The organism is Streptacidiphilus sp. P02-A3a (assembly GCF_014084105.1).
GTDB lineage: Bacteria > Actinomycetota > Actinomycetes > Streptomycetales > Streptomycetaceae > Streptacidiphilus.
The window spans coordinates 3,702,974-3,724,285 of the sequence record NZ_CP048289.1; the positions used below are offsets into that span (position 1 = coordinate 3,702,974).

20 protein-coding genes are annotated in these 21,312 nt (G+C 72.6%); 9 read left to right on the plus strand and 11 right to left on the minus strand.

Annotated features, from left to right (window positions below):
• The first annotated feature begins 20 nt into the window (after positions 1–20).
• Together GXP74_RS16815 and GXP74_RS16820 are read left to right on the plus strand one after the other, a co-directional pair.
• Entirely contained in the window at positions 21–1,424 is a 1,404-nt protein-coding gene (locus GXP74_RS16815) for a VWA domain-containing protein (RefSeq protein ID WP_182456500.1), read from the plus strand.
• A gap of 128 nt (positions 1,425–1,552) precedes the next feature.
• Positions 1,553–2,464: an acetamidase/formamidase family protein gene (locus tag GXP74_RS16820; protein WP_182452286.1), complete on the plus strand. Its 912-nt coding sequence runs from the start codon at positions 1,553–1,555 to the stop codon at positions 2,462–2,464.
• A 34-nt stretch (positions 2,465–2,498) separates the two neighbouring features.
• On the opposite strand, the gene GXP74_RS16825 is transcribed toward GXP74_RS16820, so the two are convergent.
• Positions 2,499–3,551: an aldo/keto reductase gene (locus GXP74_RS16825; protein WP_182452287.1), complete on the minus strand. Its 1,053-nt coding sequence runs from the start codon at positions 3,549–3,551 to the stop codon at positions 2,499–2,501.
• A gap of 70 nt (positions 3,552–3,621) precedes the next feature.
• Between GXP74_RS16825 and GXP74_RS16830 the strand changes: the two genes are divergently transcribed.
• Together GXP74_RS16830 and GXP74_RS16835 are read left to right on the plus strand one after the other, a co-directional pair.
• The gene (locus GXP74_RS16830; protein WP_182452288.1) at positions 3,622–4,044 is read left to right on the plus strand and encodes a MerR family transcriptional regulator; all 423 of its coding nucleotides are present in this window, start codon (positions 3,622–3,624) and stop codon (positions 4,042–4,044) included.
• A gap of 150 nt (positions 4,045–4,194) precedes the next feature.
• The gene (locus tag GXP74_RS16835) at positions 4,195–4,527 is read left to right on the plus strand and encodes a tetratricopeptide repeat protein (RefSeq protein WP_182452289.1); all 333 of its coding nucleotides are present in this window, start codon (positions 4,195–4,197) and stop codon (positions 4,525–4,527) included.
• Positions 4,528–4,540: 13 nt separating this feature from the next.
• On the opposite strand, the gene GXP74_RS16840 is transcribed toward GXP74_RS16835, so the two are convergent.
• Both GXP74_RS16840 and GXP74_RS16845 read right to left on the minus strand, forming a co-directional pair.
• Positions 4,541–5,401, minus strand: a complete 861-nt coding sequence (locus GXP74_RS16840) for an SAM-dependent methyltransferase (RefSeq protein ID WP_225447992.1) — start codon at positions 5,399–5,401, stop codon at positions 4,541–4,543.
• Between the two features lie 237 nt (positions 5,402–5,638).
• On the minus strand, positions 5,639–6,877 hold the full coding sequence (locus GXP74_RS16845) for a threonine/serine exporter ThrE family protein (protein WP_182452290.1): 1,239 nt from the start codon (positions 6,875–6,877) through the stop codon (positions 5,639–5,641).
• 152 nt (positions 6,878–7,029) lie between these two features.
• Here GXP74_RS16845 and GXP74_RS16850 point away from each other — a divergent pair, with 152 nt between their 5' ends.
• The 3 genes from GXP74_RS16850 (at position 7,030) to GXP74_RS16860 (ending at position 12,856) form a co-directional block, all read left to right on the plus strand.
• On the plus strand, positions 7,030–8,343 hold the full coding sequence (locus GXP74_RS16850) for an amidohydrolase (protein WP_182452291.1): 1,314 nt from the start codon (positions 7,030–7,032) through the stop codon (positions 8,341–8,343).
• Positions 8,344–8,575: 232 nt separating this feature from the next.
• Positions 8,576–10,366, plus strand: a complete 1,791-nt coding sequence (locus GXP74_RS16855) for an alpha-keto acid decarboxylase family protein (RefSeq protein WP_182452292.1) — start codon at positions 8,576–8,578, stop codon at positions 10,364–10,366.
• Between the two features lie 141 nt (positions 10,367–10,507).
• Entirely contained in the window at positions 10,508–12,856 is a 2,349-nt protein-coding gene (locus GXP74_RS16860) for a SpoIIE family protein phosphatase (protein ID WP_182452293.1), read from the plus strand.
• Positions 12,857–12,892: 36 nt separating this feature from the next.
• On the opposite strand, the gene GXP74_RS16865 is transcribed toward GXP74_RS16860, so the two are convergent.
• The 6 genes from GXP74_RS16865 to GXP74_RS16890 form a co-directional block, all read right to left on the minus strand.
• Positions 12,893–13,723 (minus strand): G1 family glutamic endopeptidase, encoded by an 831-nt coding sequence (locus tag GXP74_RS16865; protein WP_182452294.1) that lies wholly within the window; start codon positions 13,721–13,723, stop codon positions 12,893–12,895.
• A gap of 142 nt (positions 13,724–13,865) precedes the next feature.
• Positions 13,866–14,252 (minus strand): hypothetical protein, encoded by a 387-nt coding sequence (locus tag GXP74_RS16870; RefSeq protein ID WP_182452295.1) that lies wholly within the window; start codon positions 14,250–14,252, stop codon positions 13,866–13,868.
• A 143-nt stretch (positions 14,253–14,395) separates the two neighbouring features.
• A complete protein-coding gene (locus tag GXP74_RS16875) occupies positions 14,396–15,565 on the minus strand; it encodes an oxygenase MpaB family protein (protein ID WP_182452296.1) in 1,170 nt (389 codons plus the stop codon).
• Between the two features lie 28 nt (positions 15,566–15,593).
• Complete coding sequence (locus GXP74_RS16880) at positions 15,594–16,631, minus strand: polyprenyl synthetase family protein (protein WP_182452297.1); 1,038 nt, start codon at positions 16,629–16,631, stop codon at positions 15,594–15,596.
• Positions 16,624–16,920: a hypothetical protein gene (locus GXP74_RS16885; protein WP_182452298.1), complete on the minus strand. Its 297-nt coding sequence runs from the start codon at positions 16,918–16,920 to the stop codon at positions 16,624–16,626. The genes GXP74_RS16880 and GXP74_RS16885 overlap by 8 nt, the downstream gene beginning before the upstream one ends.
• A 169-nt stretch (positions 16,921–17,089) precedes the next feature.
• The gene (locus GXP74_RS16890; protein ID WP_182452299.1) at positions 17,090–17,539 is read right to left on the minus strand and encodes an SRPBCC domain-containing protein; all 450 of its coding nucleotides are present in this window, start codon (positions 17,537–17,539) and stop codon (positions 17,090–17,092) included.
• Positions 17,540–17,635: 96 nt separating this feature from the next.
• On the opposite strand from GXP74_RS16890, the gene GXP74_RS16895 reads away from it, so the two are divergent.
• The gene (locus GXP74_RS16895; protein ID WP_225447993.1) at positions 17,636–18,412 is read left to right on the plus strand and encodes a TetR family transcriptional regulator; all 777 of its coding nucleotides are present in this window, start codon (positions 17,636–17,638) and stop codon (positions 18,410–18,412) included.
• 12 nt (positions 18,413–18,424) lie between these two features.
• On the opposite strand, the gene GXP74_RS16900 is transcribed toward GXP74_RS16895, so the two are convergent.
• Positions 18,425–19,243 carry a PIG-L family deacetylase gene (locus GXP74_RS16900; RefSeq protein WP_225448624.1) on the minus strand — a complete coding sequence of 273 codons (819 nt, stop codon included), beginning with the start codon at positions 19,241–19,243 and terminating at the stop codon, positions 18,425–18,427.
• Positions 19,244–19,462: 219 nt separating this feature from the next.
• On the opposite strand from GXP74_RS16900, the gene GXP74_RS16905 reads away from it, so the two are divergent.
• Entirely contained in the window at positions 19,463–21,064 is a 1,602-nt protein-coding gene (locus GXP74_RS16905; RefSeq protein ID WP_182452301.1) for an APC family permease, read from the plus strand.
• A gap of 7 nt (positions 21,065–21,071) precedes the next feature.
• On the opposite strand, the gene GXP74_RS16910 is transcribed toward GXP74_RS16905, so the two are convergent.
• Positions 21,072–21,248 (minus strand): SPOR domain-containing protein, encoded by a 177-nt coding sequence (locus GXP74_RS16910; RefSeq protein ID WP_182452302.1) that lies wholly within the window; start codon positions 21,246–21,248, stop codon positions 21,072–21,074.
• Between the last annotated feature and the right edge of the window lie 64 nt (positions 21,249–21,312).

A 21,312-nucleotide genomic window follows, 5' to 3' on the forward strand; every position in this document is an offset into this window, starting at 1 on the left:
AGGCGCTGCGGGCGCACGGCATGCAGATCGGACCCGGGGAGACCCTGGACGCCGCAGCCGCGCTGGAGGCGCTGGGCCTGGACCACCGGGAGCGGGTGCGCGCGGGCCTGGCCGCCGCGCTGCTGCGGCGCGAAGGGCAGCGGGCGGCCTTCGACACCGTCTTCGACCTGTACTTCCCGCTCGCGGTCGGCGCCCCGGAGGGGGTCCGCGACCTCCCGGTCGACGCGCCGGCCGCGTGGCGGGAGCAGTTGGCCGGGCTGCGGGACCGGTTGGCCGACGCCCTCGCCGCCGACGACCGGGCGGCACTGGCCCGGCTCGCGGCCGAGGCGGTGAGCGTCCTCGGCCGCTACGGGGCCCCGGGCAGCGCCTCCGACGGCTGGTCGGCGCACCAGACCCTGGACAGGTTGCAGCCGCAGATACTGCTCGCCCGGGTGCTCGCCGCGATCCGCGCCGGGCAGGGCGGCGGCGGGGGCCAGGCCCCGGGCCAGGGCCAGGGGCAGGGCGGTGGCCAGGGCTCGGCCGGGTTGCGGCGGGCGGGGGAGGGCTTCACCGAGCGGATCGAGGCCGACGAGATCCGCGACCGGATCGAGCAGTTCCGCAGACAGGTCGGCAACGAGGCCCGGCGCCGGGTCGCCGAACTGCGCGGCACCGACGTGATCGCCCGCCGCGCCGTCGCGGCCAGCCCCGACCAGGTCGACTTCCTGGTCGCCGGACGCGACCAACTCGCCCAACTGCGGCGCACCGTACAGCCGCTGTCGCGCAAGCTGGCCACCCGGCTGGCGGCCCGCCGGCGCCGCGCCCAACACGGCCGGATCGACCTGCGCCGGACGCTGCGCCGCTCGCTGTCCACCGGCGGCGTCCCGCTGCGCCCGGTCTACCGGCGGCGCAACCCGGGCCGCCCGGAGCTGGTCCTGCTCTGCGACGTCTCCGGCTCGGTGGCCGGGTTCGCCAACTTCACCATGCTGCTGGTGCAGGCGCTGCGCGACCAGTTCAGCAAGGTCCGGGTGTTCGCCTTCGTCAACCGGACCGACGAGGTCACCGACCTGGTCACCGCCGGGCGCGCGGACCCGGCCGGGCTCGGCTCGCGGATCCTGGCCGAGGCCGAGGTCACCGGCTGGGACGGCAGCAGCGACTACGGCGCCGCGCTCGGCGGCTTCGCCGACCGCTTCCTGGGCGCCGTCGGCCCGCGTACCTCGGTGCTGATCCTCGGCGACGCCCGCACCAACGGCCGGGACCCGAACCCGGCCGCGCTGGCCCGGATCGCGGCCCGCGCCCGGCGGACCTACTGGCTCAACCCGGAGCCGCGCGAGCTGTGGTCCACCGGCGACTCGGTGGCGGGGGAGTACGCCCGGCAGGTCGACATGCTGCCTTGCCGCAACGTCCGCCAACTGGGCGAGATCGTCGCCAAGCTGCTCCCGGTCTGACGTCCCCGCGCGTTTCCCCGGGCGCGTTCCCCCGTTCGCGTTCCCCCGGGCAGGGGCTTCCCAAGCGCGGGACCGCCGCGACAGGATCGGTGCCGAGAGCCCGCCCCGCCGACCAGGAGTGACCGCCCGTGCACAGCCGCACCCACAACGTCTGGGACCGGACCATCGAGCCGGTGGCCGAGGTCGAGTCCGGCGCCGAGCTGACCGTGGACACCACCGAGGCGAGCGGCGGCCAGCTCACCGACGCCTCGACCGCCGCCGACGTGCCCGGGCTGGACTTCGGCCGGGTCAACCCGGTGACCGGACCGTTCCTGGTGCCCGGCGCGCAGCCGGGCGACGCGCTGCTGGTGGACGTGCTGGAGATGTCCGTCGGCGGCTGGGGCTGGACCGCCTGCATCCCCGGCTTTGGCCTGCTCGCCGACGACTTCACCGATCCGCACCTGCGGATCTCGACGATCACCGAACGCGGCGCGGAACTGCTCCCCGGCCTGGTGATCCCAGTTGTCCCGATGGTCGGCACCATCGGTGTCGCCCCGCCGGAGCCGGGCCCGCACAGCATGGTCCCGCCCCGCCGCTGGGGCGGGAACATGGACATCCGGCACATCGGCCCCGGCGCTCGGCTGATCCTGCCGGTCGGCGTGCCCGGCGCGCTGCTCTCGCTCGGCGACGCGCACGCCGCGATGGGCGACGGCGAGGTCGCCGGTACCGGTGTGGAGACGGACGGCTCGGTGCGGCTGCGGATCACGTTGCTGCCCGGCGCGGCCCCGGCCACGCCGATCGTGGAGACCGACCCGCGCACCCAGCGCACCGGCCGGGCGCTGGCCACCACCGGCATCGGCCCCGACCTGATGACCGCCGCCCGGGACGCCACCCGCGCGCTGGTGGACGAGGTGGTCCGGCGCAGCGGCCTGGCCCCGGCGGACGCCTACCTGCTGGCCAGCGTCGCCGCCGACCTGAAGATCTCGGAACTGGTGGACGTCCCGAACTGGGTGGTCACCGCCCACCTGGAGCTGTCGCTGCTGGACGCCGCCGGACGCTAGGCCGCCCCGCCGTCGGGGGGCGGGTCGGCCGCGCTCACGCTGCGGCGCGTTCGGCGAGCGGGCGGCGTCGCGACGCGGTGTCGGTCAGCGACCGGGGAGGGAAGGCGGCGACGGGGTCGTACCGGTTGACCCCGGCCGGCACGATTTCGTCGATCCGGTCGAGGGCGGCGTCGTCCAGGGTGACTGCGGCGCCTTCGAGGAGATCCTCCAGCTGCTGCATGGTGCGCGGTCCGATGATCGCGGAGGTGACGGCGGGGTGGGCCACGGTGAACGCCACGGCGGCGAGCTGCGGCAGGGTGCAGCCGATGCCCTCCGCCAGTTCGATGAGCTGTTCGACCGCGTCGAGCTTGGCGGCGTTCTCGGCGAGCGCGGGATCGAAGAACGCCGGCCGGATCGCGGCCCGGCCGGATGCCAGGTCGACGGGCCGGTCCTTGCGGTGCCTGCCGGTGAGGAATCCGAAGGCGAGGGGGCTCCAGACCAGTACTCCCATGCCGTACCGCTCGCAGACGGGCAGGAGCGAGGTCTCGATCCCACGGGCCAGGATCGAGTAGGGAGGCTGGGCGGAGCGGAAGCGTCCGAGGGCGCGCCGCTCGGAGACCTGGTGCGCCTCGACGATCTCCGTGGCCAGGAAGTTCGAGCAACCGAAGGCGCGGATCTTTCCCTGCCGCACGAGGTCGCTGAGCACCGACAGCGTCTCCTCGACGTCGGTGGCGGGGTCGGGGAAGTGGACCTGGTAGAGGTCGATCCAGTCGGTGTTCAGGCGCCTGAGGCTGTCCTCGACGGCCTGGAGGATCCAACGCCGCGAGTTGCCGCTGCGGTTGCGGCCCTCGCCCATCTGGAAGTGCACCTTGGTGGCCAGTACGACGTCGTCCCGACGCCCCAGCAGCGCCTTCCCGACGATCTCCTCCGACTCGCCCCGGCCGTACATGTCGGCGGTGTCGATGACGTTGATCCCCCGGTCGAGGGCGGCATGGATGATGCGGACGCAATCGTCGTGGTCGGAGTTGAAGCCGTCCTGGAACATCATGGTCCCGAGACAGTGGGCACTGACCTCGATACCGGTTCGGCCGAGAGTGCGGTAGCGCATGACGCACTCTAGGAACTAGACCTGACTCCAGGTCAATGCCTTCTGGGCCGATGCCGTTACCCTGGCGGGCATGGCTGAGATCATGACGAGTCTGAGCATCGGACAGGTCGCCGAGCAGACCGGCTTGAGCGTTCACGCGCTGCGCTTCTACGAGCGCGAGGGCCTCTTCGTCCACCCCGTGCGGCGCGGCTCCGGCGGGCACCGCGCCTACAGCCAGGACGACGTGGACTGGCTGACCGTCTGCATCATTCTCCGCGCCTCGGGCATGCCCCTGCCGATGCTCCGCCGGTACGCCGAGCTGGTCAGGGAAGGCTCCGGCAACGAGGAGGAACGGCTCTCACTCATGCGCGAGCACTACGAACACGTCGCCACCCAGATCGGCAGGCTGACCGAGTCCCTGGACCTGATCAGGTACAAGGTCGGGGTGTACGAGGACCTGCTCGACCAGGGCGGCGGGGTTGCCCACCAGTGCCACGAAGCTGTGGTCGAGTAGCGGGACCCGTCGCCGCCGGTCGGGACGCCGGTGGGCCGGGGAATGCCGGGCCACCGGTCCGTGTTGTGGCGTGCGTCCGACCGGACCTGAGCGTGACCTCCGGAGCGTGACCCCCGAAGCGTGACCCCCCCGGAGAGGAGTCGGCCCCCGATGACCACCACCCGCGCCCTCGCGGACGAGTACACCCGCGCCCACCTGTTCTTCGACTCCAAGGCCTACAGCGACGCCGCGCTGATCCTGGTCCCGCTCGTCGACGCCGACCCGGCCAACACCGCCGCCCGGCTGCTGCTGGCCCGGTCGTACTACCACTCGGCCCAGCTCAACCGGGCGGAGGCGGAGCTGCGCCGGGTGCTGGAGCGCGACCCGGTGGAGTCCTACGCGCACCTGATGCTCGGCCGCACGCTGGAGCGCCAGGGCCGCGCGGCCGAGGCGGTCCCGCACCTGCGGCTGGCCGCCGCGATGGACGACGGCCACACCGTCTGACCCGGCCCCGGGCTCAGCCGAGCTTGAGGGCGACGCCGCCGTACCCGGCGTTCTCGGCCCGGTCGAGGGTGAGGTCCGCCTCCTCCTCCGGGTTCCACTCGTGCACCGGGACCAGGCCGGGGGAGACCAGCTCCAGGCCGTCGAAGAAGCGCAGGATCTCGGCGTGGTTGCGCGAGGTCAGGTTCATCCCGGAGCTGGTGTACGTCTTGATGACGGCCTCGGCCACGTCGGGCGGGGTGAAGTCGGCGGTGGCGTGCGAGAGGATCAGCGCGCTGCCGGGCGGCAGCACCGCCTTGAGGCCGTTCAGGATCTCGTCCGGCCCCTCCGAGTCGGGGAAGAAGTGCAGCAGCGAGACCACCATCAGCGCGATCGGCTGGGTGAAGTCCAGCAACTCCTTGGCCTGCGGCGAGTCGAGGATCGTCTGCGGGTCGCGGAAGTCCGCCTCGACGTAGGCGGTGCGGCCCTGGGTGGTGCCCCGGAGCAGCGCGCGGGCGTGGACCAGCACGATCGGGTCGTTGTCCACGTAGACCACGTGCGCGTCGGGGTTGACCGCCTGCGCCGCCTGGTGGGTGTTGTGCACGGTCGGTATGCCGGTGCCGATGTCCAGGAACTGGCGTATGCCCTGCTGAGCGGCGAACCGCACGGCCCGGCCCAGGAACCGCCGGTTGGCCTGCACCGTGGACCGCACCGACGGCAGGTACTGGATCACCCGGTCACCGGCCGCCCGGTCGACCGCGAAGTTGTCCTTGCCGCCGAGGAAGTAGTCGTACATCCGTGCGCTGTGCGGGACGCTGGTGTCGATCAGCGGAGGCGTCCAACCGTCCTCGGTCCTGAACGATCCGAGCTTCGCGCCCTCGTAGTCCTCGTCCGGCATCAGCAACTCCCCTTCAACACAAGCACCTTCTGTGGTGATCACCCCCTAGGGTAGAGGCTGCCGAACGCCCGTGCGGCCATGCCGGGCGCCCCGACCCGCTACCGGCCGGAGACGCCCAGGTCAGACCGGTCTGCCAGGACGAAGCGGAACCCGAACGTCCACAGGCGCACCGCCATCGCCTCCAGCAACTCCACCCCGGCGCGTGGTCGCCCCGCTGGTCGCAGTACTGATGGAATGTCAGGCTCTGCTCCGGTCGGCGGGTAGTGCGCAGGCTGCGGTGAGCATGCCCAGGGCGATGGCGGCGAGGAGGGCGAACATCTGGGTCAGGTCGTGCAGGCCTTGGACCGGGTGCCCGCCGAGCCAGGCGTCCAGGCCGCGTAGGCCGTGTGAGCCGGGGGTCAGCACGAAGAAGGCCGCGAGGTAGAGCACGTACGGCGGCGGGGTCCGTGGGCGGCGGCCGAGGAGCAGGCTGGCCGCCGCCATCGCGGCGGCCGCGAGGAAGGTACCGGCCAGGGTGTCGAAGGCGCGGACCGTCAGCAGTTGCACGCCGAAGGTGCCCAGGGCCATGGCCAGCGCCCAGGGGAAGTCGCGGGCGCGCATGCCGAAGACGAGCATGACGCCGAGGGTGAAGACCGTCCAGCCGAGCCAGCCGGCGACCGGGCCGAGGGTGGGCGCGACCGGCTGGTCGAAGACCTCGCTCTGGTCCAGGCCGAGGGCCGCGGCGGCCAGGACCGGGCCGAAGGCGAGGGTGGCCAGCGCGGCCAGTGACTGGGCGAGGCGGGCCGAGCCGGGGGTGTAGCGGCCGGTGGACAGTTCGAGCATGGCCATGGTGATGGCGTCCCCGGGAATGAACACGAACAGGGCCGGGATCATCAGGGCGATCGTGCCGCCGTGCACCCAGCCCTGGTGGGAGGCGGTGAGCACGACCACGCCGACGACGGTGGAGGCGCACAGCGGAGCCAGCCAGCCGGGGCGCCGCAGCCGCTGCACACCGTCCTGGATCAGGCCGACCGCCAGCCCCAGGAGCGTGGTGATCCACGCCTCCTGCCAGGTCGGCTGGATGGACACCCCGAAGCCGACCGAGAACAGCACCACCCCGAGCACCCGCAGCCACGGCGGGTACGGGGGAGGCGAGGCGGCGATGGCCTCCAACTGGGCCCGGGCCTGACGGACCGGCAGGTGCCCGGCCGTCACCCGGGCCAGCCACGGCTTGAGCGCGCTCACCCGGTCCAACTGCGGGATCTCCGGCGTATGCGTCAGCACCCGTGACAAGCCGTCGATGGAGACGAGGGCCGACTCCGCCGACACGGTCACCTCCGCGCGCGCCCCGTAGGCGGCGGCGACGGCGGTCAACCGCTCCTCGGCGCGGACCGTGCCCTCGTAGCCGCCCGCCACCAGCAGCCCGGCCAGCCGGGCCACCAGGTCGAGGACCTCATCAGCAGCCGCCCCACCAGCAGTACCCTCGCCATCAGCCATGACGCCCAGTCTGCTTCCCGCGCGTGGCCACGGCGGCGCGAAACGCCCGGGTGAACGCCGTCGACCGACAGCGGCGGCCGCGGGCCCGGAACCGGTCACCCGCTCGCCCCGCAGCGGTGGCGGGCAACCGGTGCCCGGCCGAGGCTGGGGGGATGAGCGACGTCGCGCGGCACGATGCCGCCACCCCGGTCCTGGGCAGGTTGGCCGAGATCCACCCGCGCCTGGAGGCGCTCTACAAGGACCTGCACACGCATCCGGAGCTGTCGTTCGCCGAGACCCGGACGGCGGGGGTGGTGGCGGACGAGCTGGGGCGGCTGGGGTTCCAGGTCACTACCGGCGTCGGCGGCACGGGGGTGGTGGGCGTGCTCGCCAACGGCGAGGGCCCGAGGGTGCTGCTGCGCGCGGACTTCGACGCGCTACCGGTGCGGGAGCAGACCGGCCTGGACTACGCCAGCACGGCCACCGGCACCGACCCGGACGGCAAGCACGTCCCGGTGATGCACGCCTGCGGGCACGACATGCATGTCGCCTGCCTGCTGGGCGCCCTGGATCTGCTCGCCGGGTCGCCGGAGTCCTGGTCCGGCACCCTGGTGGCGGTCTTCCAACCGGCCGAGGAACTCGGCTCCGGGGCACAGGCCATGGTCGACGACGGGCTGTTCGCGAAGGCCGGGACCCCGGACATCGTCCTGGGCCAGCACGTGGCACCGGTTCCGGCGGGGACGATCGCCTGTCACCCCGGGCCGACCATGGCAGCCACCGACGCGCTGCGGGTGCGGATGTTCGGCCGCGGCGCCCACGGCTCGCGCCCGGAGTCCGCGATCGACCCGGTGGTCATGGCAGCGGCCACGGTGATGCGTCTGCAGACCGTGGTCGCGCGGGAGATCGCCGGTGGCGACACGGCCGTCGTCACCGTGGGAGCGCTCAACGCCGGTACCAAGGACAACGTGATCCCCGACGAGGCCGAGCTCAAGGTCAACATCCGCACCTACACCCCCGAGGTCCGCGCCACCGTTCTGGACGCGGTCACCCGCATCGTCAACGCCGAGGCGGCCGCCTCCGGGGCCGAACGCGACCCGGAGATCACGGCCCTGGAGGCGTTCCCGGTCATGGTCAACGACCCGGCGGCAGTCGAACGCACCACGGCGGCGCTGCGCGCCCACTTCGGTGAACAGGCCGTCGTCGACCTGGGACCGGCCACCGGCAGCGAGGACTGCGGGATCCTCGCCACCGCCTCCGGGGCGCGGCTGTGCTACTGGTACTTCGGCGGCACCGACCCGGCCGCCTTCGAGACAGCGCTGAAGAACGGGACCATGGGACGCGACATCCCGTCCAACCACTCCCCGCGCTTCGCCCCGCTCATCGACCCCACCCTGGACGTCGGTGTCCAGGCCATGACCGTGGCCGCGCTGGCCTGGCTCCATGCACCATCGAGCCCTCCGGCGACAGGCCGACGTAGTAGTGCATGAGCCCCGGCAGCCGCTTGATCGCCGGGACCAGGTACTCCGAGACCTTCCGGTCCACGGCGTCCACCTCGGCGAACCGGCCTTGTGGCAGGGCGATCCCCGCGTCACGGCACCTCGGCTCGGCACCTCGGCTCGGCACCTCGGCTCGGCACCTCGGCTCGGGCCCGCCGCCGGGTTCGGGGCCTTACTGTTGGTCTTCATGACAGTTCATGACAGTTCGTGACAGGAGGAATCCATGGCAGGCAGCGAGGTGGCCGCGTCCGGCCGGTCGGCACAGCCGACCGTGGCGGAGTACGCGGTGCGGCGACTGGCCGCACTCGGTATCGAGCACGTCTTCGGTGTGCCCGGTGACTACGCGTTCGCCTTCGATGCCGCCATTGAGGCGAGCACCCAGGTCAGTTGGGTCCGCGACTCCAACGAACTCAACGCCGCGTACGCGGCGGACGGCTACGCCCGCATCCGGGGCGCGGCCATCCTGTGCACCACCTACGCGGTCGGCGAGCTCAGCGCGCTCAACGGCGTCATGGGCTCGTACGCCGAGCGGCTGCCGGTCTTCCACCTGGTCGGGCAGCCCAGCTCCCGGCTTCAGCGGGCCCGCGCGGTGACGCACCATTCGCTGGGCGACGGGATGTTCCGGCAGTTCGAGAACCTCTCCGCGGCCACGGCCTGCGTCGTCGCCAACCTCACCCCGCAGAACGCCATCGCCGAGCTGGAACGGGTGATCTTCGAGGCGCTGACCCAGCGGCGACCCGCGTACATCACCATGGCGCAGGAGTACGGGCCGCTGCCGGTCATCGGTACACCGGTCAGCGGCACGCCGCTGGCCCAGGTGCCGCGCACGCCGAGCGACCCCGCCTCGCTGGACGCGGCGGTCGCGGCCATCGCGCAGCGCGTGGCGGCGGCGGAGTCGACGGTCGTGCTGCCCGCCTACACGATCGGGCGGTTCGACCTGCGGCGGCAACTGACGCGGTTCCTGGACGCCACCGGGCTCGGCTACGCCACCACGCCGATGGACAAGGCCGTCATCTCCGACACGAACCCGCACTTCCTCGGCACCTACGCCGGAACGAACTCGAACACGGGCGTCCAGGACGCGGTCGAGGGAGCCGGGCTGGTCCTCAACCTCGGCGGAGTCGCCTTCGCCGACTTCAACACCGGTGCGTGGACCGACGGGATCGACCCGGACCGGATGATCACGGTCTGGCCCGACTACGTGCAGGCGGGCAACGTCATCTTCGGCGCGGTGTACCTGGCCGATGTCCTGGAACGCCTGACCACCACGCTGCCGAAAGCCGCGACACCGAAGCCCCCGGCACCGAAGCCCGCGACACCGCAGCCCCCGGCGGCGCTTCCCGGGGCCGCCTCGGAGCGGGTCTCGTCGGCGACGCTCTACCCGAGGCTCGCGAGGTTCTTCCGCGAGGACGACATCGTGATCGCCGAAACCGGGTTGTGCATGAACTACCTGGCACCCATCCCGCTGCCCGAGGGTGCGGTCTTCCACAACCAGACGCTGTGGGGATCGATCGGCTGGGCCACCCCCGCCGCGTTCGGCGCCACCATGGCCGACCCGTCCCGCCGCACCGTGCTGATCACGGGGGACGGCTCCCACCAGCTCACCGCGGGCGAGCTGGGCGCGATGGGCCACTACGGGGCCAAGCCTGTGATCATCCTCCTCAACAACGGGATGTACGGCATCGAGGAGGTGCTCTCCCCAGCCCAGGGGCACGTGTACGACGTCCTCGTGCCGTGGAACTACCACGACCTTCCGGCGGCCCTCGGATGCACGGGCTGGTACACCGCCCGGGTCGGCACCGTCGGAGAACTCGACGCCGCGCTGGCCACCGCCTCGCGGCACGACAACGGCTGCTACCTCGAAATCATGCTGGGCCGCTCCGACATCCCCGCCTCGGTACCGGAGGCCGTGCTGGACCGGCTGTACCAGTTCGCACCCACGAATCCCGCCCTGCCCGCGATCGCCTCCGCCGCCGCGGCGGAGGCCGTCAACGGCGGCGGACGGCCCTCGTAGACGCCGCGGAGCAGGGCCTCCCGGCGCGGCTCTGACGGCCCGCGGCCGCGCGGATGCCGCCGGGCCCCGATGGGAGCATGCTGGGGATTGGTAGTTCGTCGTCCGCTGCTGCGCGTACGCGGTTGGCCCCGGAGGAGTCACGTGAAGCCTCAGACTGACTACGCTCCGTCGTCGAGCACCCCGTTCGATGGTGCCGCCGCAGCCCTCGTGGACGAAGTCGGCAGGATCGTCTGGTGGTCGCGGGCCGCCGCCGAACTGCTGGGCCGCAGCGAGGAGGAGGCCGTCGGCAGGTCCGCGCTGGACTTCCTCGCCGCGCCGGTGCCCCGGACCGCGCTGCGCCCCGGCGCTCCGGCGCGCCGGACCCGGCTGCGCCACCGCTCGGGGGCGCTGCTGGAGGTCGAGCTCCAGGTCCTGCCCGGCACGCCGTGGTCACTGGTCATCGCCGTGCCGACCGGCCTCCCGGCAGTCTGGACCGGCGACGCGGCCCTCGCTCGCGCCCTGTTCGAGCAGGACCGGATTCCCGTCGCCGAGTTCGATACCGGCCTGCGCCTGATCCGTACCAACCGCGCCTTCGAACTGCTGCGCCCCGAGGGCGCCCCCGACGACTGGCCGACCGACCTGGCGAGCAGCGGCGAGGGGACAGTCAAGGACGCGATCGCCCGGATCGTGGACGGCGGGACGTCGACGGCCGGTGCCGAGTACCTCTGGCGCTCCGCCGGGTCCAAGCGGATACTCCCGCTCACCTGTTTCGCGATCCGGGACTCGCTCGGCGCGCTGACCGGTGTCGCCGTCGCGGTCACCGAGGCCACCGACCGGCGGCGGGACCGCGGCCGCGCGGACGCCGACCGGAGCGGAGCCGAGGTCGGCAGCTCGCTCGACGTGGTGCACAACGCCCGGGACCTGGTGGAGGCGCTGGTCCCGGCGCTGGGCGACCTGGTCGCCGTCGACTTCCCCGACGACGTACTCCAGGGGCGGGATCCGCCGCTGGGCTACCCGGGCATGGAGGCCTCGGCCCCGCGCAGGGTCGCGGTGAAGTCCGCCGACGGCGTCTGGCCCCGGGCGATGGTCCAGCTCGGCGAGGCGATTCCGCAGGTCACCGACCAGGCGGCGAGCGCCGCCATCGCGGTCGGCCGGGCGTTCGAGGTCGACCCGGACACGGGTCGGCAACTGCTCGCCCACGACCCGGAGCTGCTGGCCCTGCTCATGCCCGAGGGGATGCGCTCCGCGCTGGTCTGCCCGCTCTACCACCGCAGCCGCCTCTACGGAAGCGTGTTGCTCTGGCGCACCAGCAACCCCGCGCCGTTCGACGACACCGACCTCAAACTCCTCCAGGACCTCTGCGACCGCACCGCGATCGGCCTGGACCACGCGTTCAGCTACACCCGCGAACACAAGACCGCGATCGCCCTGCAACGCAGCCTGCTGCCGCCGACCGCGACCGAGAGCACGGCCTGCGAGACCGCGGGCACCTACCTCCCGGCGGACGGCAACCTCAGCGTGGGCGGCGACTGGTTCGACGCCATCGCCATGTCCTCACTGCGGGTCGGGCTCGTCATCGGCGACGTGATCGGCCACGGGTTGCAGGCGACCGCGACCATGGCCCGACTGCGCACCGCCGTACAGACCCTGGCCGACCTCGACATCCCGCCCGACGAACTGCTCACCCACCTCGACGACCTCGTGCAGCGGATGGCAGGAGAAGCCGACCAGCCCGACACCGTCGGCGCCACCTGCCTCTTCGCCGTCTACGACCCGGTCAACCAGGAGTGCCAGTTGGCGAGCGCCGGGCATCCACCGCCCGCCCTGATCACGCCCGGCGGCGAGGCGGAGTACCTCGAACTGACCCCGGGACCGTCCCTGGGCGTCGGCGACAACCCGTTCGAGATCACCACCGTCACCCTCCCGCCGGGCAGCCTGCTCGCGCTGTACACGGACGGCCTCACCGGCCGCGACCCCGCGGCGGGCATGGCCCGGCTGCTCGGCGACCTCGACCGGGCGAACCGCCCCGGTCGTCCGCTGGAGGAGGTCGGCGCCGAGCTCACCGGGCTGCTCCCCGCCGACGCCGACCACCCGGGAGACGATGCCACCCTGCTGCTCGCCCGCACCAGGGCCATCGTCGGCAGCGACACCGCCGTCTGGGAGTACCCACCGGACCTGGCCGCGGTGCAGACCGCCCGCAACGACGCCAACGCCCAGCTTGAGCGGTGGGGGCTGCAGGACCAGATGTTCGCCACCGAACTCATCGTCAGCGAGCTGGTCACCAACGCCATCCGGCACACCGGCGGTCCCGCGGTGCTGCGGCTGATCCGCGAACGCATCCTGGTCTGCGAGGTCTCCGACCAGAGCAACACCCAGCCCCGACTGCGCCGCGCGCTGAACACCGACGAGGGTGGACGCGGCCTGTACATCATCGCCCAGCTCACCAGCCGCTGGGGCAGCCGCTACAGCGCCCGGGGCAAGACCATCTGGACCGAGCAGCCGCTCACATGAACAGCCGCTCCCGTGAACAGTCGCAGCGGCCGGGGCTCAGCAGGCGTTGAGCCAGGTGGTGGTGAAGTTCTCGTTGTCGGCGAGGCTGGAGGTCGAGTCGCAGAGGGTGCTGCCGTTCTCGATCTCCATCTGCTCGATGGTGTAGCCGGAGCCGGTGAAGGAGCCGACGGGCTGGCCGTCCACGGTGAACCCGGAGAAGGGGTCGGTGCCGAACTTGGTCAGGTTGTCGGCTGCCATCTCCATCACGGCCTCGGCCGAGGAGTCGTCGGCCGACAGCGACTTGGTGACGGAGTTCGTCCAGCCCTGGGTGAGGTCCTTCAGCGTGAGCGTGTACTTCGTGCCGGAGGTGTGGGTCACCGTGCCGGTGAACTGGTCCCCGGGCTTGACCGTCTTGTTGATGATGATCACGTTCGCCGGGTACATCTCGTACCAGGCGTAGTAGTCCGGCGAGGAGCCGTCGCAGTCGCCCGAACTGCCGGTCTGTTCCACGGTGCTGGAGCTGAAGCCGTCTATGCCGACCCACGGGGACATGTCCGTCTCGCCGTCGCCGCTGGTGCAGCTGATGGCGTTCTGGGTCCAGCTCGCGGTGGCCGTGCTGAAGGTGCCGCCGGTGACCGCGTACCCGGACCAGTTGTTCGAGTAGTTGAGGACGTGGCCGCCGACCGCCCGCGGGTGGGTGCCCGGGGCCGGCTCGTACAGCCCGCCGGGCACGAACGCCCTGCTCCCCGCAGCCCCCGCAGCCCCGGCGGTCCTCGCAGCCGCCGCGGTCGGCGCGGCCGCGTGGTGCGCCGCGCCCGTCACCGGGCCGGTGAGCGCCAGCGATCCCAACACCAGTCCTGCCAGCGGAACGGACCATAGTTTGACCATGTGGGGCTCCTTTGCGGGGCAGCGGCAGTGAGGCCGCGCGGCGTGATCGCTCGATCCCGGAGTGTCAGGACGCGAGGGAGACTACCGCCGTTCCCGGAGATTTTGAATGGCCACGGACAAAATTGTCGGACGCGGTGGACGGTCAGTCGCGGGCGTCCGGGTAGAGGTTGTCCAACTCGGCGTCCAGCGCTGCCAGATCGGGGTGGGCCTGGATCAGCCACGCGCCCTCCTTGGCCTCAAGCCTGCGCTTGATCTTGGCGACAGCCTGGTCCAGGCTGCTGTTGATGCGCTGCCAGATCTCGTCGCTCTCGCGGAGCTTCTCCTCCATGGCGTCCGGTTCCACCAGCGTGCAGTCACAGGGCTTGCGACCGGCGGAGAGCTCGGCGAGCGGTACCGGGACCGGCTCGGAGACGTTCAGGCCCCTCGCCTTCGCGGCTCTCTGGGCATTGACCAGCCGAAAGCAGTGCCTGCTGGCGTGGTAGCGGGTGCCGCGTGCGGTGACGAAGACGATGTCCGGGGTCCTGGTCATGGCTTCACCGCGATCCGTAGGCGCTGCGCCGCCGCCAGACCTGCCCCCACCATCGGCAACCGTCTCGGTATGACGATCTGACCCATGCGGTCCTACCCCCCGGAAAGCAAGCATGTTCGTATCGGGGTGATCTTAGTGCAGCCTCAGGCGGGGAGTCGCGGGGAGAGCGGGGGCGGCGTCCACGGGTCGGTGTGGGGCTTGCTGGAGGTGAGGCCGTAGTCGCCCTTGAGGTGTTCCGGGATCGAGTACTGCATCACCCGCCCCCGGGTCAGCGAGCTGAGCTCCAGCCGGGTGGTGAGGCTGCCGAGGCGTTCCAGCGCCCAGGCGCCCACCGGGGAGGAGTGGTGGACCCGCTCCACGACGCCCAGCAGCGCCGGGGCGAAGCCGACGGCGGTGTCCCAGCCGGAGCGCGGCACCTGCAACCAGTCGGCGGCGGTGTCGCCGATCAGGAAGCGGACCAGGGCGGGGACCACCGGGTCGAGCAGGGTACCGGGCACGACCTGCTCGTACAGGTCGATCAACTGCCGGGTGAGCGCCGCGCCCTCGGCGGAGGGGGCCATGTAGCGGGCCATGTACAGGTCGGAGAAGTCGCGGGCCTGGTCGAGGTCGGCGGGGGCCGCGGCCTGGTCGACGCCGAGCATCGCGCCGACCACCCGCCAGGCGTAGAAGTAGGCCTCGGCGCCCTCGTTGGAGATCCGGATGCCCAACCGGTGCAGCGCGTCCAGCACCTGGATGGAGAACATCATCTGCCCGCCGATCATGTCCTCCTGGCAGATCGGCACCCCCAGCGCGGTCTCGTCCCAGCGGCCCTCGCGCCCCAGGTGGTGCCGGATCGAGGCGTGCAGCAGGCGGACCTTCTGCGCGGCCGGGAGGAACCTGCTGCCCGCCTCGAAGGCGTCCGGCTGCATCAGGTACAGGGTGAACTGGCCGGTCTCGGCCATCCGCCGGGAGGGGTAGTCCAGCGAGTGGGTGGCGCTGAGCAGCCGGGCGACGTGCGGGACCAGGTAGCAGGCGGGCATCGAGGCGAAGGACAGCGCGGTGGAGATGTGCACGTTGTTGTCGATGAAGAACAGCCGGGCCTTCTCCATCAGGTCCCAGTCGACCCAGTCCGGCGGGGCGGCGGTGGCCCGCAGGTAGTCGCGGGCCTCGTCCGGGACGTCGTCCGGCAGGGGCTGGCCGACCTTCGCGAACCAGCGCATCAGGGTGTTGAACCGGCCGACGTCGCCGTGCGCGAACAGCGCGTCGACCGTGGCGTCGGCCAGCTCGTCGCCCTTGAGGCGCAGGGCGTCCATCGCTGCGGGGGTGGCGGTCACCGGGATCTCCTCAGGGGATTGGTTGGGTTCAGCTGCTGCGGGTGGTGGCCGCCGCGACCAGGTGGGAGAGCGCGTCGGCGGCGGCCGTCGGGAGGCGCGCCCGGGCGACGGCGGCGCGGGCGGCGTCCGCGCGCTGGGTGATCATCTCTTCGACCCGGGACCGGGCCCCGGACCGTTCCAGCACCTCGCGGACCGAGGCCAGCTCGGTCGGGCCCAGGTCGCCGCGCCCGACCAGGTCGCGCAGCCGGGTGCGGTCCGCGGGGGTGGCGCCGGTCAGGGCGAGGGCCAGCAGCGCGGTGGGTTTGGCCCCGGCGAGGTCGTCCAGGTTGGACTTCCCGGTCTGCCGCGGGTCGCCGAACACCCCGAGCAGGTCGTCCCGGAGCTGGAACGCCTCACCGAGCGGGAGCCCGTACGCGCTGAAGGCGTCGATCAGCGCGGGCGGCGCGCCGGCGAGCTTCGCGCCGAGGTGCAGCGGGTGCTCGACGGTGTACTTCGCGGTCTTGTAGCGGATGATCTCCAGCGAGCTCTCGGCGCTGGGCGCCGCGCTGGTGCGCAGGATCTCCAGGCACTCCCCGGCGATCAACTCCCGGGCCAGCGTGGCCCACAGCGGGCGGGCCCGGGCCAGGTAGGCGGCGGGCAGTCCGCACTCGGCGAACAGCTGCCCGGCCCAGGACATCAGCAGGTCGCCGACCAGCATCGCCAGCGACCGGCCCCCGGCGCGGCGCGCCGCCGGGCCGGGGATCGCCTCGCGCAGGGCGACGTGCGCGGTGGGCGCGCCCCGGCGGATCAGGCTCCCGTCGATCAGGTCGTCGTGGACCACCGCCGCCGCGTGCACCAGCTCCATCGCCGCCGCCGCCCGGACCACCGCCTCGCTGTCGGGCTGTCCCGAGGCCCGCCAGCCCCAGTAGCAGAACGCCGCCCGCAGTCGCTTGCCGTCCGCCACCGCCGCCCGCAACTGGTCGGTGATCGGCGCGAGTTGCGGATCCACGGCGAGCAGCAGCGCGGTCTCCCGCTGGACCAGGTCGCGCAGGGTCCGGTCGACCCGCGCCCGCAGCGCCTCAGGCATCGGACGTCGGCGGCCCGGTCACCGCGGCCGACCGCCGGGCCAGGGCTTCCAGATGGGATTCGGACGTCGGGGTGATCCGGTCGAGCAGCAGCCCGCCGCGGGTGCGCAGCTCCTGGTGGCCGTCCTCGGCCAGCTCCCGCAGGTCGGACCGGCCGAGCAGGCCGCGTACCTGCCGCAGCGCGGCCTCCGCCTGTTCCAGCCCCAGGTCGACGATCCCGGCCAGCAGCTGTACCGCGTCCCGGCCCAACCCGCCGCCGGTTCCCGTGCCGTCCTGTGATGACACAGCCATCCCCACCCTCCGTCGGGGCTGCGACCGCCAGGTCGGGCCGCCCCAGGGCGGCACACGGCAGTCCGCGAACCTCGAAGGTCCTGCCCAGCGCTGGATGGGCCATTCCCGGCTTCACCGCTTCGGGTGTACTCGCAGCGGTTACCGCCCGCGATCACCTGGGACGTGCTACTCAGCCGCTGGCGTCGAGCTCGCGCAGGACCGCGGGCAGGCCGACGCCGAGCATCTTCCGGCGGACGCTGCCCAGCAGCTGGGCCATGAAGAAGCCGCCGACGCCGGTGAACCCGGTGTGGTCGTAGGTGAAGCGCGTGCCCGAGCCGTGCGGTTCGAGCCGGTAGCCGACCTCGGTCAGGTCGCCGTCCCCGTCGCCGTCACCCAGCCAGGAGTAGCGCAGCAGCCGGGGCTCGTCCACGGCCAGGACCACGCAGTGGACGATGCCGTTCCAGCCGGGCTTCGGCTTGGCGAGGAAGCGGAACTCGGTGCCCACGGTGGTGCTGAAGCCCTCCGGCCGTCCGCCCGCACCGGTGGCGGTCCAGCGCGGGACCAGGTCCGGGTCGGTCACGGCCCGCCAGACCAGCGCCGGGGGCTGCGGGTAGTCGCGGACGATGTGGATGCTGCTCATGGCGGGCTCCTCGGACTCCGGTGTATCGCTACTGTTTACATCTACTGAAAAAATACAGTAACAGAAAAAATGGTGTGGCCGCACTATGCTGACCCCATGAGCATGGGCAGGCGCACAGTGGACTGGACGGCGTTGCGGCCGCAGGGCGAGGAGCCCGAGGGCGAGGGGCTGCGGGAGCGGAAGAAGCGGCGGACGCGTCAGCAGCTGTCCGACACCGCGACCACGATGTTCCTGGAGCGCGGCTTCGACGCGGTCCGGGTGTCCGAGATCGCCGAGGCCTGCGGGGTGTCCGAGAAAACGGTCTTCAACTACTTCCCGACCAAGGAGGCGCTGGTCCTGGACCGCTGGCAGGCCACCACGGTCTCGCTGCGCAACGGCCTGGCGGAGCCCGGTACCCAGCCGGTGCGGGTGGTGGAGCGGATCCTCGCCGCCGAACTGGGCGCCCTGACCGGCTGGCTCGCGGCGCAGCAGGACCCGGTGTGGGCCGGGGCGATGATCACCCGCTTCGGCGCGCTGCTGCGGTCCACGCCCTCGCTGCGGGCGCACCAGTACGAGACCACCGACCGGCTCGTCGCCGACGCCGCCGAAGCCCTGGCCCGGCGGGCCGGGGTGGGGCCGGACGACCCCGAGCCCCGGATCGCGGCGACCGCGCTGCTCGGGCTCTGGCAGGTCCAGGCCCGGAGCCTGAGCCGACACCTGTCCGGCGGCCTCGCCCCGGACCAGGTGCACGCGGCGGTCACCGCCGACGTCCGGCGCGCGGCCGGGGTCATCGCGGGCGGGCTGGACACCTTCGCCTTCGACCGGCAGGACAAGGAGGCCCGGGCCACGAAGGCCCCGGGCGCGGACGGGATGCCCGCCGCGCCCGGGGCCTGACCGGCGCGGGGGTCAGCGCAGCCCGGCGAACAGGTCGTCCTCGTGCTCCGGCGTCGGAACGGTGCTGAACTGCCGGACGAAGGACTCGCGGCCGAACATCCGCCGCTGGCCCTCCTCCGGCATCCGCAGCATGAAGATGTTGTCGCCCTGGCTGGCGTGGGCCTCCAGCGCCTTGCGCTTGCGGACCACGTAGGGGGAGACGTCCACGCGGGTGGTGATCTGCTCGTCCGGGGTGCCGAAGTCCTCCGGCGGCTCGAAGTCGCCGAGGTCGGTCCCGGACGAGCGCAGGTACTCGAAGAGGTCGGCCATCCCGGACCGGGAGAGGGCGGCGTGGTAGAACTTCGCCGGGATCCCGGTCCGCTCGATCGCCGCCACCGTGATCCGGTGCGCCTGGATGTGGTCCGGGTGGCCGTAGCCGCCGTTCTCGTCGTAGGTGACCACGACGTCGGGCCGGTACCGCTCCATCAGCTCGGCCAGGCGTCCGGCCGCCTGGTCCAGCGGGACGTTGGCGAAGGCCTCCGGACGCTCGTTCCCGGCCCAGCCGACCATCCCCGAGTCGTGGTAGCCGAGCAGCTCCACGTCGGAGATCCCCAGCAGGGCCACCGACTCCCGCAGCTCCTCCAGCCGGAGCGTGCGGACCGCCGCCTCGTCGTGGCCGGGTTCGCCGGGCTTGACACCACCGGGGCCGTCCCCCTGCTCCCCGTTGGTGCAGGTGACCAGAACCGTGCGAATGCCCTGGTCGGAGGCGAGCGCCAGCACTCCGCCGGTGGACAGCACCTCGTCGTCGGGATGGGCGTGCACGGCCATCAACGTCAGCTGGCGGTTCATCAGTCGCAGACCTCCGGGTCGATCGGTGCTTCCACCGGCTGACTCCACCTTAGACCGACCGCCACCGAACGCCGCGCCGTCCCGGCGTGCCCACCGGGCTCGCCTGCCGGGTTCCGGGAGCGGCGCGTGCCACGCTTGGAGCCGGACCCGACCGGCCGCAGCCCGGCCGGTCGGCACGGATGCCCGGCGGCGGGCCGGGCAGGACGACGGGACGGGGGACGGGTGTCGGACAGCCAGGACGCGCGGGCGGCCGGGTCCGAGGTGCTGGCCGAGGAGCGCAGGCTCCGGCGCGACCTCGGCTTCTGGGGGCTCACCGCGATCTCGTTCTCGAACATCCTCGGCTCGGGCTGGCTGTTCGCCGCGATGTACGCGGCGCAGACCGCCGGTCCGGCGTCGCTGCTGTCCTGGGTGGCGGCCGGGGCGCTCTGCGGGCTGGTCGCGCTGGTGATGGTGGAGCTCGGGGTGTCCCGGCCGGAGGGCGGCGGCACCGTCCGCTGGCCGCTGCACGCCAGCGGACGGCTGGTGGGCACGCTGATCGGCTGGTCCACGCTGCTGTCGGTCGGCGGGACCGCCGCCGAGATCAGCGCCATCATGCAGTACGCCGGGCACTACCTGCCCTGGGTCTACCACGACGGCGGCCTGACCGGGCGGGGCCTGGCCGTGGCCCTGGGCCTGAGCGCGGCGCTCACCGCGCTCAACTGGTTCGGGGTCAAGCTCTTCGCCCGGTTCAACAACCTGGTGTCGGTGTTCAAGGTGATCGTGCCGACGCTCACCGTGGTCGCGCTCTTCGCCTCCGGCTTCCACTCCGGACGGCTGACCGCCCCGGCCCACGGCGGGTTCGCGCCCTACGGCTACGCGGCGGTGCTCACCGCGCTGGCCGGGGGCGGCATCGTCTACTCGCTCAACGGCTTCCAGGCCCCGCTGGACTTCTCCGGCGAGGCCCGCAACCCCCGCCGCACCATGCCCGGGTCGGTGCTGGCGGGCATCGGCCTGGCCCTGGCGCTGTACCTGGCCCTGCAACTCGCGTTCCTGTTCACCGTCCCGGAGCGGCTGCTCGGCCACGGCTGGGCGGGCGTCAGCTTCGACTCGCCGTTCGGGCAGCTCGCGCTGATCCTGAACCTGCAGTGGGTGTCCAGCCTGCTCTACGTGGACGCCGTGGTCTCGCCCGGCGGCTCCGCCTACGTCGGCGTGGCCATCGACGCCCGGCACACCTACGCGCTCGCCAAGAACGGCATGCTGCCGCGCGTGGTGATGCGGGTCAGCACCCGCCGGGGCATCCCGCAGCGGGCGCTGCTGCTGAACCTCGTGGTGATCGTGGTCTTCCTGCTGCCGTTCAGCGGCTGGCAGCAGATCGTCAGCGTGATGGGGGACCTGTACCTGCTGATCTACGCCGCCTGCGCGGTCGCGGTCGCGGTCTTCCGGGGGCGCCCGGACGGACGGCTGCTGGGCTGGATCCCGGGACTGGTCTGGATCGCGCCGCTGAGCTTCGTGGTCTCCAGCGAGTTCGTCTACTGGTCCGGCTGGCACAACCTGCGGCTGGCGCTGCCGATGGTGCTGATCGGCCTGCCGCTGTTCCTGCTGCTGCGCCCGCAGCGGGAGCAGCCGCGCCCGCTCGCCGACGAACTGCGCAGCGGCGCCTGGCTGCTGGCGTACCTGCCGGGGCTCACCCTGCTGTCCTGGCTGGGCTCGTTCAAGGGCTCGGACCGGCTCCCGGCGCCGTACGACTCGATCACGGTCGCGGTGGCGTCGGCGGCGGTGTTCGCCTGGGCCGTGCGCGCCGGACGGGCGCTGCCCGTGGCCGCCCCCGACCCGACGGTCCGCTGAGCGGCGGTCACCCCGCCTCGGGAGGTGACTCCGGGCCCTCCACCCAGTACAGCTGCTTGTGTCCGCGCGCCTCGAACTGCTCGGCCAGGGCCCGCGCCTCGGCGCGGGTGGCGTGGCGGGAGACCAGGAAGCGGTTGCCGTTGTCGTCCTGGCGCATCAGCCGGTACGGCCGGTCCGAAGTCATGGCAGCACTGTAGGCCCCGCCCGGCCGTGGTGGACGGCGGGGCGGGGCCCACAGGGTGGCGCCG